This is a genomic window from Planococcus sp. CP5-4_YE, assembly GCF_019042655.1.
In the GTDB taxonomy this organism is placed as follows: domain Bacteria; phylum Bacillota; class Bacilli; order Bacillales_A; family Planococcaceae; genus Planococcus.
In genome coordinates, this window is record NZ_JAHPZO010000008.1 from 25,706 (window position 1) to 40,669 (window position 14,964).

The 14,964-nt window shown below is 50.3% G+C and carries 15 protein-coding genes; 3 read left to right on the top strand and 12 right to left on the bottom strand.

What is annotated here, in order from left to right:
• Positions 1 to 107: 107 nt before the first annotated feature.
• The 4 genes from KTG14_RS10705 to KTG14_RS10720 form a co-directional block, all read right to left on the bottom strand.
• The gene (locus KTG14_RS10705; protein ID WP_216970945.1) at positions 108 to 398 is read right to left on the bottom strand and encodes a type II toxin-antitoxin system YafQ family toxin; all 291 of its coding nucleotides are present in this window, start codon (positions 396 to 398) and stop codon (positions 108 to 110) included.
• The gene (locus tag KTG14_RS10710; RefSeq protein WP_216970946.1) at positions 398 to 691 is read right to left on the bottom strand and encodes a type II toxin-antitoxin system RelB/DinJ family antitoxin; all 294 of its coding nucleotides are present in this window, start codon (positions 689 to 691) and stop codon (positions 398 to 400) included. Before KTG14_RS10710 ends, KTG14_RS10705 begins: the two co-directional genes overlap by 1 nt.
• A gap of 123 nt (positions 692 to 814) precedes the next feature.
• A complete protein-coding gene (locus KTG14_RS10715; RefSeq protein WP_216970947.1) occupies positions 815 to 1,132 on the bottom strand; it encodes a hypothetical protein in 318 nt (105 codons plus the stop codon).
• A 108-nt stretch (positions 1,133 to 1,240) separates the two neighbouring features.
• The gene (locus KTG14_RS10720; protein WP_216970948.1) at positions 1,241 to 1,465 is read right to left on the bottom strand and encodes a hypothetical protein; all 225 of its coding nucleotides are present in this window, start codon (positions 1,463 to 1,465) and stop codon (positions 1,241 to 1,243) included.
• Between the two features lie 393 nt (positions 1,466 to 1,858).
• On the opposite strand from KTG14_RS10720, the gene KTG14_RS10725 reads away from it, so the two are divergent.
• The gene (locus KTG14_RS10725) at positions 1,859 to 2,683 is read left to right on the top strand and encodes an aldo/keto reductase (protein ID WP_308462042.1); all 825 of its coding nucleotides are present in this window, start codon (positions 1,859 to 1,861) and stop codon (positions 2,681 to 2,683) included.
• 147 nt (positions 2,684 to 2,830) lie between these two features.
• Here KTG14_RS10725 and KTG14_RS10730 read toward each other — a convergent pair whose 3' ends face one another.
• From KTG14_RS10730 to KTG14_RS10765, 8 genes are all read right to left on the bottom strand, one after another.
• Positions 2,831 to 3,388 carry a hypothetical protein gene (locus KTG14_RS10730; RefSeq protein WP_216970949.1) on the bottom strand — a complete coding sequence of 186 codons (558 nt, stop codon included), beginning with the start codon at positions 3,386 to 3,388 and terminating at the stop codon, positions 2,831 to 2,833.
• 348 nt (positions 3,389 to 3,736) lie between these two features.
• Positions 3,737 to 4,069 (bottom strand): winged helix-turn-helix transcriptional regulator, encoded by a 333-nt coding sequence (locus tag KTG14_RS10735; protein ID WP_216970950.1) that lies wholly within the window; start codon positions 4,067 to 4,069, stop codon positions 3,737 to 3,739.
• A 58-nt stretch (positions 4,070 to 4,127) separates the two neighbouring features.
• Positions 4,128 to 4,952 carry a Cof-type HAD-IIB family hydrolase gene (locus KTG14_RS10740; protein ID WP_216970951.1) on the bottom strand — a complete coding sequence of 275 codons (825 nt, stop codon included), beginning with the start codon at positions 4,950 to 4,952 and terminating at the stop codon, positions 4,128 to 4,130.
• A gap of 224 nt (positions 4,953 to 5,176) precedes the next feature.
• Positions 5,177 to 5,731 carry a 6-phospho-3-hexuloisomerase gene (hxlB, locus tag KTG14_RS10745; protein WP_216970952.1) on the bottom strand — a complete coding sequence of 185 codons (555 nt, stop codon included), beginning with the start codon at positions 5,729 to 5,731 and terminating at the stop codon, positions 5,177 to 5,179.
• A gap of 1 nt (position 5,732) precedes the next feature.
• Positions 5,733 to 6,374, bottom strand: a complete 642-nt coding sequence (gene hxlA, locus KTG14_RS10750) for a 3-hexulose-6-phosphate synthase (protein WP_216970953.1) — start codon at positions 6,372 to 6,374, stop codon at positions 5,733 to 5,735.
• Positions 6,375 to 6,704: 330 nt separating this feature from the next.
• The gene (locus KTG14_RS10755; protein WP_216970954.1) at positions 6,705 to 7,910 is read right to left on the bottom strand and encodes a mannitol-1-phosphate 5-dehydrogenase; all 1,206 of its coding nucleotides are present in this window, start codon (positions 7,908 to 7,910) and stop codon (positions 6,705 to 6,707) included.
• A gap of 6 nt (positions 7,911 to 7,916) precedes the next feature.
• On the bottom strand, positions 7,917 to 9,992 hold the full coding sequence (locus KTG14_RS10760; protein WP_216970955.1) for a BglG family transcription antiterminator: 2,076 nt from the start codon (positions 9,990 to 9,992) through the stop codon (positions 7,917 to 7,919).
• 678 nt (positions 9,993 to 10,670) lie between these two features.
• Complete coding sequence (locus tag KTG14_RS10765) at positions 10,671 to 12,614, bottom strand: PTS mannitol transporter subunit IICBA (protein WP_216970956.1); 1,944 nt, start codon at positions 12,612 to 12,614, stop codon at positions 10,671 to 10,673.
• A 375-nt stretch (positions 12,615 to 12,989) separates the two neighbouring features.
• Here KTG14_RS10765 and KTG14_RS10770 point away from each other — a divergent pair, with 375 nt between their 5' ends.
• Positions 12,990 to 13,259: a phosphocarrier protein HPr gene (locus tag KTG14_RS10770; RefSeq protein WP_068463656.1), complete on the top strand. Its 270-nt coding sequence runs from the start codon at positions 12,990 to 12,992 to the stop codon at positions 13,257 to 13,259.
• On the top strand, positions 13,256 to 14,962 hold the full coding sequence (gene ptsP, locus KTG14_RS10775) for a phosphoenolpyruvate--protein phosphotransferase (RefSeq protein WP_216970957.1): 1,707 nt from the start codon (positions 13,256 to 13,258) through the stop codon (positions 14,960 to 14,962). The genes KTG14_RS10770 and ptsP overlap by 4 nt, the downstream gene beginning before the upstream one ends.
• Positions 14,963 to 14,964: the final 2 nt, after the last annotated feature.

The following is a 14,964-nucleotide window of genomic DNA, read 5'->3' on the forward strand; positions in this document are numbered from 1 at the left end:
TGTGGCGCACAGGGACGCCAAAACACTCCGCGAATCAAAAAACCGCATCCCCGCGCCTTTTCGGCAATGGGATGCGGTTGGAATTGTGTGGTGCACAGGGACAGAACTCAAAATAAATCAGCATGCGTTCCTGTTCTAATGAAAACCACTAAGTTTTTAGTTGGATAGAATTTATAAATCAGCAGCCAATCACTATTACGGCCGCCGATATGGCATTCCCAACAATCCAGATAATCTCTGGTAGGACGTAATTTATGCGCTCGGTATATCTCCTCTGGGAGATCGACTTCTTCTTGGATCATCTTCATCACTGCTTTTAACTCTGTTAAATCGTACTTACGTTTTTGCAGCCGCTTCAAATCTTTCCTAAACTGGGAAGGTGTATCAATTGCTAGCATTATTGATGTTCTCCAAGCACTTCATCAAAAAGATCGTCTACTGACTTGTTGGCATCGTAAGCACCGTTAGCGACCATTTCGTCCGATTCTTTAATAGCGCTTATCGTCACTTCATTAAAACGTGCTATTTTTGGTTGAAAGGGCAATCCATTCTCAGCAACGACTTGTCTTAAAAACACATTAATAGCCGTACTCGTATCCATTCCCAAGTTTGTCAAAACTTCAACAGCTTGGCTTTTTACATCTTCATCTACACGCACTTGGACAATCGCTTTTTTGGATTTAGTCGCCATATCAGTTGCCTCCTTTTCATTATATTGTATTACAACGTAATGATACCGTCCATACATTAGCATTACTTACTACTAGAATGAACTAGATTCCTCGTGAAACACACACAGGACCAAGCAAACAACTCACGCTACCTGCTCCTCCTTTTTCCAACGGTAATAATTATATCCAGCATCAAACAAAACCATTAACACAAACGCCAGCGCAATAAGCTGCAGCTGCGTGTCGGTAAATACCTCCATCTGATAAATAAGAAAATACATCAGCAACATAAACGGAATCCCCCATAACGCGCGAATAAATCTTCTTCTATAAGAAAGCCTTTGATAAAACAGCACAAATCCTTTATCTTTTTTCTTCTTATCCTTCAAAAAGAATTTCATAACAAGATTCACCACGATAACAATGATCAATGAAACGATTAAGTAGGCTAGTATATCCATATTTCCTCCTCTTATCCTATAAATTGTGTCTTGCACAGGGACAACCGAACAGTAAAACCGCGCCGCAACAACATTTTCTCCAAGCAAATTGTGTGGCGCACAGGGACATCACGAACCCATCCGGCGAGCCCCAAAGACCAGTCCAGCCCCTCCGCCAATCACAGCTCCCACATACGCCGCCAGCTCATACCCTTCGAGCCCGAGACGCTCATAAATATCCAATCCACCCAAAAACGTGCCGCCGATGACCAGCCCGAAAAATGCCCCAATCAGGACCCCAGCGATCAATCCGATCAAAGCTCCTGCAAGTTTCGACGCACCTCTATGTTTCATGGCCGTTTCCTCCTTATCCATTTTATCCCTTTCCCCATATCTTCTCCACACACCTCCGGATTCCTCTTCTTAGCTAGCCGTGACCTAGGACACAACCGATTCTATGACTTAAATAAAGATGGAGGATCCTAACTATTATCTTACATGTGGCGCACATGGAAAAAATACCTTCCCGAACCAAAAACCGTATTCCCATGCTTTTTCAGCAGTGGAAATACAGCTTAAATTGTGTGGCACACAGGGACAAGCGTTCACCAAATCCCCTCTACGACAACAATCTCTCCTTTCAAATTGTGCCTTGCACAGGGACACAAACAAAAAAAGCTTAGACCCTCTAATTTTAGGGTATTCTAAAGATTGTTGTGATAAAAACACGAAAAGGAGAAATGTCCCGTGAATCATGTAACATTAAACAATAAACTCCAAATGCCCCAATTAGGATTCGGTGTATGGCAAGTCGACAGCGATCAAGCCGCTGAGGCCGTATCGACTGCACTGAAAACTGGTTATACATCTATTGATACAGCCATGATCTATAAAAACGAAGAAGGCGTCGGGCAAGCGTTGAAAGAGACGTCCGTCCCGCGTGAAAAGTTGTTCATCACGACGAAAGTCTGGAACTCTGACCAAGGCTACGACAGCACCTTGCGCGCATTCGACGAAAGCCTTGAGCGCCTTGGCCTCGATTATGTGGACCTCTACCTTATCCACTGGCCGACACCTGAATTCGACAATTACGTCGAGACGTATAAAGCGATGGAAAAACTATACAAAGACGGCCGCGTCAAAGCGATCGGCGTCTGCAATTTCCAACCTGAACATCTGCAGCGCTTGTTGGATGAATGCGACATTCCGCCAGTACTCAACCAAATCGAATGCCATCCGTACTTGGCGCAAAATGACGTCAAAGAATTCTGCGCGCAGCACGATATTTTCGTCGAAGCGTGGAGCCCGCTTGACCAAGGCGGCGAAGTACTGAAAGACGAAGTGATCCAACAAATCGCTGAAGCACACAAAAAATCACCAGCCCAAATCGTCTTGCGCTGGCACTTGCAAAACAACACAATCGTCATCCCGAAATCCGTCACGCCATCACGCATCGAAGAAAACTTCAACGTCTTCGATTTTGAATTAAGCGAAGAAGACGTGAACCAAATCAACGGGCTGGACAAAAACCGCCGCAAAGGCGCCCACCCGAACGAAATGAACGTCCGTTAATATCTCCATAAGAAAAGCCCGTTCCTTCCCTGGAACGGGCTTTTTTTGTTTGAATTGTGTGGTGCACAGGGACGAACAAACACACAAACGCCGCCGCAACAGGTTTTCCGGCCGGCAAATTGTGTGGCGCACAGGGACATTCCCTCCTCACCGATTTTTGGCTTTTTCCATAATAGCTTCCGCTTCCTCGTAGCTGATCGATAACTCTTGCGCTGATTCCCTCACGATTTTGTCCCCATCGATGAATTCTTCTGGACCTGCACTTTCAAACTCTTCATGTAATTTATCCAATATATAGTAAAATACATCCAGCTCTTCTTCAGTCGGATACTCCCCTTCTTCATAGTCGGCCGGAATTTGGTCATTACGTAATGAGCCTGTTTCAATGACAAGTTCGTGGTTCGAGTAATCACCCGCTTCCACTTCACTCGATCGCGCCCAATTCCCAAAAGGAGAATGCTGGCCCTCTGCGAACGTCCGAAGTTCATCTATGGACCGCTCATCATCAATGACGTTAATCAAAACAGAATTATACGGCCCGTCATCCCCAGCCTGATTAACTGCATCGGTAATCAATAATTCAATCTGTTCTTCAGAAATAAAAATATCATCTGGGAGCACCCAATAATCCCGGCGTATAATTCCCGCATCTTCAAAAACGTCCATTTCCAAAACACTGTATTCAGGGATCTCTACCTCTTCCACTTCAACACCTTGCTCACTTGCATTCGGGGAATCTGCACCCGTTTGTTCTACCTTATCTTCACCGCACCACGCTAAAAGTACAGCAGTTGCCAGTAATCCAATATGCCATTTCTTGATCTATAGAACCTCCAATAACTTTTCAACTTCTCCACTCCACTTCCAGAATGTTCCTGGAAGCGATCCTCGTACGATTATCAAGCAACTTCCAGATCTATGCAAATATTTTCTGAAATGAAATTGTGTGGCGCACAGGGGCGCAAACAATTTCCCAACACCAAAAAACCGCATCCCAGCGCCATTTCGGCTGCCAGAATGCGGTTGAAATTGTGTGGCGCACAGGGACACCAACTACAAATTCCGCTCCATATATCCCTTGCCCCAGTCATACATCGAATCCAGGATCGGCATGAGGCTCCGTCCTTGTTCCGTCAGCGAATACTCCACTTTCGGCGGCACGACCGGATACACTTCGCGGTGGACGATCAAGTGATTTTCCAGTTCACGCAGCTGGTTCACCAGCATGCGCTGCGTGATGCCCGGCATGAGTTTTTTCAACTCGCCGAAGCGCTTCGTGCCGGATTTCCCTAAATGCCACAACACGAGCATTTTCCACTTTCCGCCGATGATGGAAAGCGTCAATTCTTTTTCGCAATTAAATGTCTTCTCTCCCAAATTGGGCATTCATTTTCCCTCCATCGTTCAGGCATTTCATTCTTGTGATGTCTATGGAACCCGTCGCTCACTGCCCCGAATCGACAGCGGCTGTGCGCGGTTCCAAAATGAATTTATTGAGCACGTGCAGCACGCCTTCTTCGTTGTTCGACAAACTGATGTAGTCCGCGAGCTCTTTTAATTCGTCGACGGCATTGCCCATCGCGATGCCAAACCCGGCCGCTTTCACGAGATCTGCATCGTTGTGGTTATCGCCGATGCCAATCACTTCCGAAGAATCAATGCCGAGCTCCTCAGCCAAGAAGTTCAAGGCGCTGCCTTTATTCGCTTCCGGATGCGTCACTTCGAGGTAGCGCAATTTGGATTTCTCGATGCACGCCTCGTCGCCGAGCATCGCCTGCAACTCTTCCTGCACCGGCGCGAGTGCCTCCGGTTCGTCGATAAACAGCAATTTCATGAAGCCGTTTTTCGCGAGCCCAAGGAGATCCGGCTCGATTTCATAGCCGACACCGACTTCTTTGGAATACGCTCTGACTTGCTCGTTATCCACGGCGCTGTAGAGCACATCGTCTTGATAGACTTGGATGTGCATTTGCTTTTCCGCTGCCAAGTGGATGCATTTTTGCGCGATCTCAAACGGCACGACGCGCTCACGCAGCACTTCTCCGCTCGTCGCCGATTTGATCATCGCCCCTTGGTACGTGATCATCGGTGCATCGAGGCCCAACTCCAAGGCGATGCGCTGTGCGGACGGGTACATGCGTCCCGTCGCAATCGTCACGACCACCCCAAGTTCCATCGATTGCCGAATCGCCGTCATCGTATCCGTTGTCACCGTCAACTCATCATTCAATAAAGTTCCATCTAAATCAATTGCGATCATTTTATACATACATTTGCTCCTTCACTTCAAAATAATTTCGTTGGCGGGCCTTTTATTAAAATTAAGCGCTGCACGCTGCCGCTCGCCATTCATTTCAATCAACACTGCCCTGTCACCGCAGTTCTCCATTCCATCAATTTTGCACCTCTCTGAGCGAGTTGTCCAATAGGTAAGCTTGGCATAAAAAATAAGCTTGAGATGGAATCGCTTCCAGCCCCAAGCTTATTTCTGTGCTATTCCAAATTGGCGTGTGTGCCGAACATCGCATCGGCTTTAATGTCTTGCTGTTCCATATACGCCAAGACGAGCGCGTCGTACACCACCAATAGCGATTGCTCGAACAACGAACCCATCGGTTGGATGGATTTGCCGCTCGCGCCTTCCGCTTTGGCTTGCGCCGGAATGGTAAGGTGAAGATCGGCAAGCTTGCCGATCGACGATGCCGGATTGGTCGTCACCGCCGCAACCGTTGCGCCGATTGCGTTGGCTTTTTCCGTCATCGCAATCAAACTTCCCGTTTCACCCGAGCCCGAGCCGACGATGAACAAATCATCTTCCTGCAAACTCGGCGTCACCGTTTCGCCGACGACATAGGCGTTCAAGCCCATGTGCATCATGCGCATGACGAATGCTTTCGCCATGAACCCCGAGCGGCCGCCGCCTGCGACGAAAATCTGATCGGCTTGCGCCATCGCAGTAACCAACCGGGAAGCTTCCGCATCACTCACTTGCCCGACTGTATGCGCAAGTTCAGCTGATATTTCATTCATGAATCCAGAAGCGTTCAATTTAAACCGTCACGCTTTCGTTCATGAGCGCTTTGATTTTTGCCGCTTCTGATTGCTTATCGTCTTTAGACGTGATGCCGCCGCCGACAATGATCAAATCCGGCTGCGCTTTGATCACTTCCGGCAAAGTTTCGAGCTTGATGCCCCCAGCAATCGCCGTTTTCGCATTTTTCACGACGCTTTTGATGGTGCGCAAGTCTGCGAATGAATCTTTGCCTTCTGCCTGCAAATCATAGCCCGTGTGGACGCAAATATAATCCGCTCCCAGCACGTCCAGTTCAGCGGCACGTGTTTCGATGTCTTTCACGGCGATCATGTCGACCAGGATCTTCTTGCCAAGTTTCTTCGCTTCTTCCACCGCGCCTTTGATCGACGAATCTTCCGCCTGCGCGAGAATCGTCACGATATCCGCTCCAGCAGCCGCAGCATTGCCGACTTCATACGCCGCTGCGTCCATGATTTTCACATCCGCCAAGACTTCCAAGTGCGGAAATGCCTGTTTCACTTCGCGAACGGCTTTCAATCCTTCTTGGTTAATGACCGGTGTGCCCAGTTCCACGATATCGATCGACCCTTCAACTTCCTTGATCAATTCAATGGCTTGCGGAATATTTACTAAATCCAATGCTAGTTGTAATTTCATCTATGTGTAGCTCCTCATATGCGTATTTTGATGCTTACCAAGTGTAAATCCTACCCTACATCTTGGGAAGTACGCACTTTAACATCACATACTGACAAAAAGTATACCGTCAAATTGTGTGGCTCACAGGGACGCACCAGCAGCCAAATGCCGCAGTGACGGGGTTTCGGCCAGTCGAATTGTGTGATGCACAGGGACAGGCAAGAATACTCCACGCCGAAACTGTGTGGTGCACAGGGACGCAAACCACAATCGGCAACGCAAAAACCGCATCCCGGCGCCATTTCGGCCACCGGGATGCGGTTGGAATTGTGTGGTGCACAGGGACACCTACTTCTTCATCCCCTCATACTGGCGCACAACTTCTTTCGCCAGTTCGCTATCGGCTTCAAGCCCGCTGACTTCTGTCAACACGAGCTCCGGCCCGCCTTGTGCGATCATCTCCTGAATTTTCACCGCTTCTTCGTCTTCTGTATTATCGAACAGCAGCGCCGCCGCGATGGCTTTCGCGAGATGCGAATAAGCAAGCCCTGCTTTTTGAGCTTGCACGGCCGGGCGCACGAGGCGGTCTTCCGGGCCGAGCTTGCGGATCGGCGCGCGGCCGACGCGCGTGACGCCGTCGTTCAAATAGCTATTTTTAAAGCGTTCGATGTTTTTATCGATATACGCGAGGTGATCGTTTTCATCCAAGCCGTATTGCTGCACGAGGTACGCGCCCGTCTCTTTCAAGGTTTCGCGCACTTCTTGTTCGATTGCCGGGTCGGCCAAAGTTTCATCAATCGTCGTTTTGCCAGCGAGATATCCATAATACGCGATAACCGCATGCCCTGTATTGACCGTAAACAGCTTGCGCTCAATGAACGGCGCCAAGTCTTCGACAATCGTCATGCCGGAAACAGCAGGAATGTCTTCCGTCGTTTCAACGACCCACTCGTAATACGGTTCGACCAAGACATCGAGTGAATGGCCTTCCTGGAGCGGCACAATGCGATCGACCGCCGAATTAAAGAAATACACCTTGCCGGCGAGGTCAGCTTTTGCTTCGTCGCTCAAATGGCTTAAAATATGCCCTTTCAAAATATCAGTCGCGCCGATCTGGTTTTCACAGGCAATAATGTATAATTTTTCCGAACCCGCGCTCATGTTCGACGCCACGTCCAAGTCTGATACCGGCTCCAAATCCGGCCCCGTCGCAAAATTCCCTTTCACGCGCGCTTCGATGCCACGCGCGATCAACGGCGCGATGCGCGGCAAAATGTTCGGCCCAATCGCTGTCGTCAAATACGTCGCTTGCTGGATCTTCGCAATGACCGCCTCTTCGTCTTTCATATTATTGATGCCCGATACATTCTCCACCAAAACGCTTTCTTCCGTCTCCTGCGCCATGTTCACCCGGTACTGGCCTTGCTCGTTCAATCCATCGATAACTTGTTCCGCCACGTCAACGAAACTGACGTGATAGCCGGATTCCGAGAACAACGCCCCGATAAACCCTCTGCCGATATTTCCTGCTCCAAAATGGATCGCTTGTTTCATTTCGCATCATTCCTTCATCAAATTATTTTGTAAGTATTCGTAAAACAACTCTTCCAGCTTGCCGCGGATGACGCCTTCATTCGACGACGAGAAAATCATCATCGCGGCTTCGCTTTCAATGAGGCTCGAACTAATCAAGCTCATGATTTCCTGTTCGCGCTCGCTTAATTCCACCGGCGTCAGCATCAACAATAAATTCGTCATGTGAACGTCGCGGCCATCCATCCCTTTGACCGCACTCGGCGTATCCAAATGCACCACTTGGAACATCAACTGGCCTAAAGATTCGTCGCGGCAATGAAACAGCGCCATATTGGTTCCCGGAATCCCGAGGCCGCCTTTCGTTTCGCGGTCTTTTAATTGCCGCAAAGTGCTCGCAGCATCCAACAAACCGTCCGCTTCCATCCCGTCCAATACAACCGAGAGCACTTGCCAGTAATCGGTGCCGCGCATTTTTACGACCCTGAAATGCTCGAGTATCGCTTCCATGCCGGTTTGCACTTGCTTGATGTCGAGCAGCAAGCGCCGGAGATCCGGCCGGTGTTTCCTGCCGACTTCACTCAAATCCTCAGCCGGCAAATACTGTTTATTGCGCGTCACTTTCTGGATATTGTGCTGCAAATAATTCTCGATATGGCTGATGTCCTGTTCGCTGAGTAGCGGACTCACCATCAAATAATCCACATCGGTCACCGGCAGGCGAATCGTCGAGATGACCAGGTCGTAATCTTTTAAATTCGCCGTCTGGAAATCGTGGACCGCCAAGATTTTCACCGTATCGATTTCCGGCAACTCTTTTTGGATGCGGCTCGCCAGCATTTTCGACGTGCCGATGCCGGTCGGGCACACGACGACTGCGTCGATCTGTACGCGTTCTTCATTCATCAATAAGGCCGATCCGAAATGAAGCACGATAAATGCCACTTCGTCCGCCGAGAACTCGAGGTCGTCAAACTCCGTCTCCAAAGTCTGCTTGACCGCGAGAAACAGCATCGGGTATTTTTTCTTGATCTCGTCGGTCAATGGGTTGAACGATTCAAGCTTTTGCTTGAGCCGGAAAATGAGCGGCTCCATATGCGCGAGCAAGCCTTGGTACAAGGAAAAATCTTTCGTCAAATCAACACCGAGCTGCCCCGACACATCGCGGATCATGTTCTTGACGAGCTTCCCAAGCAGCACACTATTGTAATACAGCACGTTCGACGCCTGGATTTTCGAGCCCTTCAAGACGACCGCAAGAAACTCGATATCGCGCTCAGTCAAGTGGACGCCAAGACGTTCATGCAAATCCTCGCAAATCGCTGCCATCACGTGGTACTCGCCGTTCGGTTCGCCAATCGACTCTTGTGCATCCAGCAACAAGCCATTCTCGGTGCGCTGCAGCGCCAACGCCAAATGCACGACGAGGCCCGTATAATCGCTGTCAGCCAAGCGGATTTGTTCATCGCTGATGTGTTCGCCGACCAATTTATTCGCCGCAGCCAAATAGTCTGGGTTGAAATAACCGAGCACTTTGCCGTCCTGCGCCTTGCCCCTCTGCAAATCATACAAGCTTTCGATCAGCTCTTCGTAGAAATGAATCAAGAAATAAGCCGCCAGCGCATGGCGTTTATGTGCTTCCTCACCCGCAACTTCCACACCGACACCGCGCTGCCTGGACAAGGTGACCGAGAACTTGCGCAGCCAATTGCCAAGCTCATCCAAATACGAAGTGAGCGTCGTCGTGCTGATGCCGAGCTGATTCGACAGCACCTGCTTTTTAAAAAACGCGCCTTCTTCCATTAAAATGACCAACAAACGCAGCTTTTTCTCCTCCGGCGTCGCTTCCGGCGCGCTCGAGGCCGCAAGTTTCTGCATTAGCCGGTAGATTTTCTCGTTATTGCCATCAATAAACAACGCATCCGCCGCATTGCGCTTCATCCCGAGCCCAAACTGCTCCAATAGCTTATCCACCGATTTCAAATCGCGCTGAATCGTCCGCGCGCTGACATCGAGATACGTCGCCAAGGAATTGACCGTATGCTTCGCCGACATCCGCGTCACCAGCTCAATAATCGACTTTTCCCTAACCGTGACAAACATCCACTCACCTACTCCCTTGTCACCTTTCGTTGATGAAGACTTTGTTGAATCAAATATTTTTCTGTAAAGATTAATAGGAAACCGTGTTTTTCGAAGCTTACCGCTCGCTTTCCGTGGGCTCGCGTCCAAGCCTCCTCAGCCGCGTTGCGTCTTGCGGGGTCTCGGCCGTCTCGCTGATCCACTGGAGACGAGCGGACGCTTCTACAAACACTCTAATATCTCACTGAACATTTTGTTGTGAACTCTTACTTCTTATAGCTATAAAAGCTTTTCAACGTTCTATATTCATTTTCTCACTACTATCCACATTCCGCAAAATAGCTAGCCTCTTATAATACTTATATTGAACTCATTCTCGGTATTCTGAAGATGGCTTTAAGTACCATAACCCGATGAAGAAATGGAGCAAACCTGCGGAGAAAACAGTACTGCTCCTACAGCGCTGCGCACTGCGTCGCAAAGGTATTGCCCTCGCAAGCTTCGACAATATCTTGCCTGCGGGAAAGCGAGAAAGGCGAGACCCCGCAGGAAGCGCAGCTTCTAAGGAGGCTTGGCGCTCGCCCGCGGCAAGCGCAGCAGGTTTGCGGAATGTGTTAATTGAAATACTTAACTAAGTTCTTATAAACCAAAGAAATAGCACAAAAAGGCAGGATTTCCCCTGCCTTTTCGTGGTGTAGTTTATTTGCTGTTCAAGATCTCGAGCAGTTCTTTAGAAGATTTCGCGGCGACGAGTTCGTCGACGTTCGACTGCTCGGCGCAGATGACCGCGATGCCTGACAAGATCTCCAGGTGCGTGCCGTCTTTGCCGGCGATAGCGAAGATCAGTTTCGCTTTCTCTCCGTCAAAGTCTACCCCGTCCGGCACTTGGACAACCGTAAAGCCGGATTTGATAACCGCTTTTTTCGCATCTTCCGTGCCATGCGGAATCGCGACATCATTGCCCATGTAAGTCGTCGTGATCTCCTCGCGCTTCAACATTTCGTCGACATAGGATGGTTCCACGTATCCTGCTTTGACGAGTGCATCCCCTGCAAAGCGGATCGCTTCTTCTTTATTGCGGAAGCGTTTATTGATGAAAATATTGTCTTCCGTCAGTAACGGAGCGTCGCCTTCATCGCCAGTCGCTGCATTCGCTTCGCTATCGTCGACCAATTCACTTTGCTCTGCTGTCACGCCATGTTTCATGCGCTCGATCAAGCGGTCGTATTCCGGGCTCGACAGGAAGTTGTCGACCGAGATGTGGTACGCATCCGGGCGTTTGTCTTTCGCACGCGGCGTCAATTTGTCCTGCGTGATGATGATTTGTGAATCGGCAGGGATGGACGAAATCGCACTATTGGTGACTTTAATGTGCATGCCCGCTTCTTTTACTTTCTTACTCAAGAGCGAAGCACCCATTGCGCTCGATCCCATCCCGGCGTCGCACGCAAAGACGATTTTTTGGACATCGTCCGGGAACGTGCCTGATGCAGAAGTCGTTCCTGCAGCTCCAGCGCTAGCGCCAAGTGCACCAGCAACCGAACTCTTCTTGCCTTTCATTTCTTCCATGCGTTTTGTTGCAGCTTCGACGTCTTCATCAGACGCTGTGTCTTTGCTGCGCTTCAAGATGACCGCTGAAATTAAGAATGACACTGTCGCTGCGACCAAGATAGCCGTGAAGTTCGCGACATATGCCATGCCTTCAGGAGGTGTGACCGCGGCAATCGCGAAGATACTGCCTGGTGATGCCGGGGCTATCAAACCGCCACCCATCAAGACCAGTGTGAAGACGCCGCTCATGCCGCCGAGGATGACGGACAATAGAAGCATCGGTTTCATTAACACGTACGGGAAGTAAATCTCGTGAATCCCGCCGAAAAAGTGGATGATGACGGCCCCTGGTGCCGATTGCTTCGCGATGCCTTTTCCGAAGAACATGAACGCGAGCAACACGCCAAGACCCGGTCCTGGGTTCGCTTCCAATAAGAACAGAACCGAACGCCCTGCTTGCTGCACTTGCTCCAGCCCAAGCGGCGTCAAGATGCCGTGATTAATAGCATTATTGAGGAATAAAATTTTCCCCGGCTCAATCAAGATGCTTGTCAGTGGCAGCAATCCTGCCTCCAGCAGCCAGTCAACGCCTGACACCAACACTTGCGTCAGCGCGCTGACGGCCGGCCCGATGCCGAGGTAAGCGAAGATCGCTAGCGCCCCGCCGAGAATCCCGGCTGAGAAGTTATTGACCAGCATCTCAAACCCAGAGCGGATCTTGCCTTCGATCAAATGGTCAAACTGCTTGATGACCCAGGCACTAAGCGGCCCCATGATCATCGCGCCGAGGAACATCGGCGTATCCGGCGCCCCGACGATAACCCCCATCGTCGCGATCGCACCAATGACGCCGCCTCGCTGGTCGTGCACAAGCTTACCGCCCGTATACCCGATCAACAGCGGAAGCAAATACGTAATCATCGGCCCAACAAGTGACGCGAAATTCTCGTTCGGGAAAAAGCCCGTTGGAATAAATAATGCCGTAATAAGACCCCAGGCAATAAACGCGCCGATGTTCGGCATAACCATCGAACTGAGGAAGTTACCAAACTTCTGGACGTTCACTTTGACGCTCGAACGTTCTTCTGCCATTCCTTTCATCCTCCTTCTTTTGGGCTCTTGCCCATGTGCTGTGTTTGTTAATTCAGATTATACGTCCTAAGTGTAAGCGCATTCAATGTAATGAAAAACCAACTTTGTCGCAGCTGTCCGGACAAGCCTGTCGTTGCCGTGAAATTGTTTGGCGCACAGGGACAAACCAAAAGCGAAATGCTGCTGCGGCGCGAATGTGATACGCCAAATTGTGTGGCGCACAGGGACACACAAGGACATGTCGCCGCCTCCACGACAACCCTGTCGTTTTTGATCCCACCTTCAAACGGCGCCCTGCTATGCAATTTGCACAGAAACTGTCATAATGAGGGGTGAATTCGCTTACACACCACCCACCCTAAGGAGGAATTATTCATGGTAGAAAAAACATTCACAATCACAGACCCGGCAGGCATGCACGCACGTCCAGCTTCAGCACTCGTAGGATCATTATCCAAATTCCAATCGGACATCACGATGGAATTCAAAGACAAAAAAGTTAACTTGAAATCAATCCTCGGCGTCATGTCACTTGGCGTGCCTTCTGGCTCAACAGTCCAGATCGCAGCAGACGGTGCAGACGAAGCGGAAGCGATGGAAACAATCGAACGCGTACTCAATGAGCAAGGAATCTCGAACGAATGAATCGCATCTCCGGAATCGCAGCCTCTAACGGCATCGCCATCGCCAAGGCCTTCCGCCTGGAAAATCCGGAACTGACAGTCGACAAGAAAAACGTAGCGGATACACAGGCGGAAATCCAGCGCTTCGGTCAAGCAGTAAACGAATCGATCGCTGAACTCGAAGTCATCAAAAAACGCACCGCTGAAGAAATCAGCGACAAGGAAGCGGCCATTTTCGGCGCCCACTTGCTCGTCTTGGAAGACCCGGAATTGATCGGGCCGATCACCGACAAGATCAACAACGATAACGTCAATGCAGAGTTCGCGCTTCACGAAACTTCGACGATGTTCGTCGATATGTTCGAAGCGATGGACAATGAATACATGAAAGAACGTGCCGCCGATGTGCGCGATGTCACGAAACGCGTGCTCGCCCACCTACTCGGCGTCAAGATCCAAAACCCAAGCATGATCACCGATGAAGTCGTCGTCATCGCAGAAGACTTGACGCCCTCGGATACGGTGCAATTAAACCCGAAATACATCAAAGGCTTCATCACCGATATCGGCGGGCGCACGTCCCACTCCGCGATCCTTGCACGCACGCTGGAAATCCCGGCAGTCGTCGGCGCGAAATCAGCGATGGGTTCCATTGATAACGGCACGATTGTCATCATCGACGGGTTGGAAGGCGAAATCCTGCTCAACCCGGACGAAGCGACACTTGTCGAATACAAAGAAAAACAAACCGCGTTCGCCGGCCAAAAAGCCGAATGGGCCAAGCTGAAAAACGAAGCGACCGTCACGAAAGACGGTGTCGAAGTTGAACTCGGCGCGAACATCGGCACGCCGAAAGATCTCACCGGCGTCATTGAAAACGGCGGCGAAGCGATCGGCTTGTACCGGACAGAATTCCTGTACATGGGCCGTGACGAGTTCCCGACTGAACAAGAACAATTCGATGCCTATTCCGCTGTCCTCAAAGGCATGGAAGGCAAACCGACCGTCGTCCGCACGCTCGACATCGGCGGCGACAAAGAGTTGTCGTACTTAAAATTACCAAAAGAACTCAACCCGTTCCTAGGCCTTCGCGCCATCCGTCTATGCCTCGAGATGCCGGACATGTTCCGCACGCAATTGCGCGCATTACTCCGTGCAAGCGTCCACGGGAATCTCAAAATCATGTTCCCGATGATCGCGACACTCGATGAGTTCCGCGAAGCGAAAGCTCTTCTATTGGAAGAAAAAGCGAAACTCGAAGCAGAAGGCGTCGAAGTGAGCGATTCAATCGAAGTCGGCATCATGGTGGAAATCCCGTCGACTGCCGTCATGGCAGACACGTTCGCGAAAGAAGTCGATTTCTTCTCTATCGGCACGAACGACTTGATCCAGTACACGATGGCCGCTGACCGCATGAACGAATCGGTCTCTTATCTCTACCAGCCATACAACCCAGCCATCTTGCGACTCGTGAAGACCGTCATCGACGCGTCTCACAAAGAAGGCAAATGGACCGGCATGTGCGGCGAAATGGCCGGCGACGAAATCGCCATCCCGATTCTCCTCGGCCTCGGCCTGGACGAATTCTCGATGAGCGCTTCGTCCATCCTAAAAGCCCGCTCCCAGCTGAGCCGCCTATCCAAAGCGGACATGGAAGGGCACACCGAGCATATCCTAGGGCTCGCGACTTCCCAGGAAGTTGAAGACTACGTCAAAAACCTATAATG

Bases quoted from the DNA above. Each gene is read 5' to 3' on its own strand.
- KTG14_RS10705 (WP_216970945.1), bottom strand. From the start codon at position 398: ATGCTAGCAATTGATACACCTTCCCAGTTTAGGAAAGATTTGAAGCGG.
- KTG14_RS10710 (WP_216970946.1), bottom strand. From the start codon at position 691: ATGGCGACTAAATCCAAAAAAGCGATTGTCCAAGTGCGTGTAGATGAA.
- KTG14_RS10715 (WP_216970947.1), bottom strand. From the start codon at position 1,132: ATGGATATACTAGCCTACTTAATCGTTTCATTGATCATTGTTATCGTG.
- KTG14_RS10720 (WP_216970948.1), bottom strand. From the start codon at position 1,465: ATGAAACATAGAGGTGCGTCGAAACTTGCAGGAGCTTTGATCGGATTG.
- KTG14_RS10735 (WP_216970950.1), bottom strand. From the start codon at position 4,069: ATGCCCAATTTGGGAGAGAAGACATTTAATTGCGAAAAAGAATTGACG.
- KTG14_RS10740 (WP_216970951.1), bottom strand. From the start codon at position 4,952: ATGTATAAAATGATCGCAATTGATTTAGATGGAACTTTATTGAATGAT.
- hxlA (WP_216970953.1), bottom strand. From the start codon at position 6,374: ATGAAATTACAACTAGCATTGGATTTAGTAAATATTCCGCAAGCCATT.
- KTG14_RS10755 (WP_216970954.1), bottom strand. From the start codon at position 7,910: ATGAAACAAGCGATCCATTTTGGAGCAGGAAATATCGGCAGAGGGTTT.
- KTG14_RS10760 (WP_216970955.1), bottom strand. From the start codon at position 9,992: ATGTTTGTCACGGTTAGGGAAAAGTCGATTATTGAGCTGGTGACGCGG.
- KTG14_RS10765 (WP_216970956.1), bottom strand. From the start codon at position 12,614: ATGGCAGAAGAACGTTCGAGCGTCAAAGTGAACGTCCAGAAGTTTGGT.
- KTG14_RS10770 (WP_068463656.1), top strand. From the start codon at position 12,990: ATGGTAGAAAAAACATTCACAATCACAGACCCGGCAGGCATGCACGCA.
- ptsP (WP_216970957.1), top strand. From the start codon at position 13,256: ATGAATCGCATCTCCGGAATCGCAGCCTCTAACGGCATCGCCATCGCC.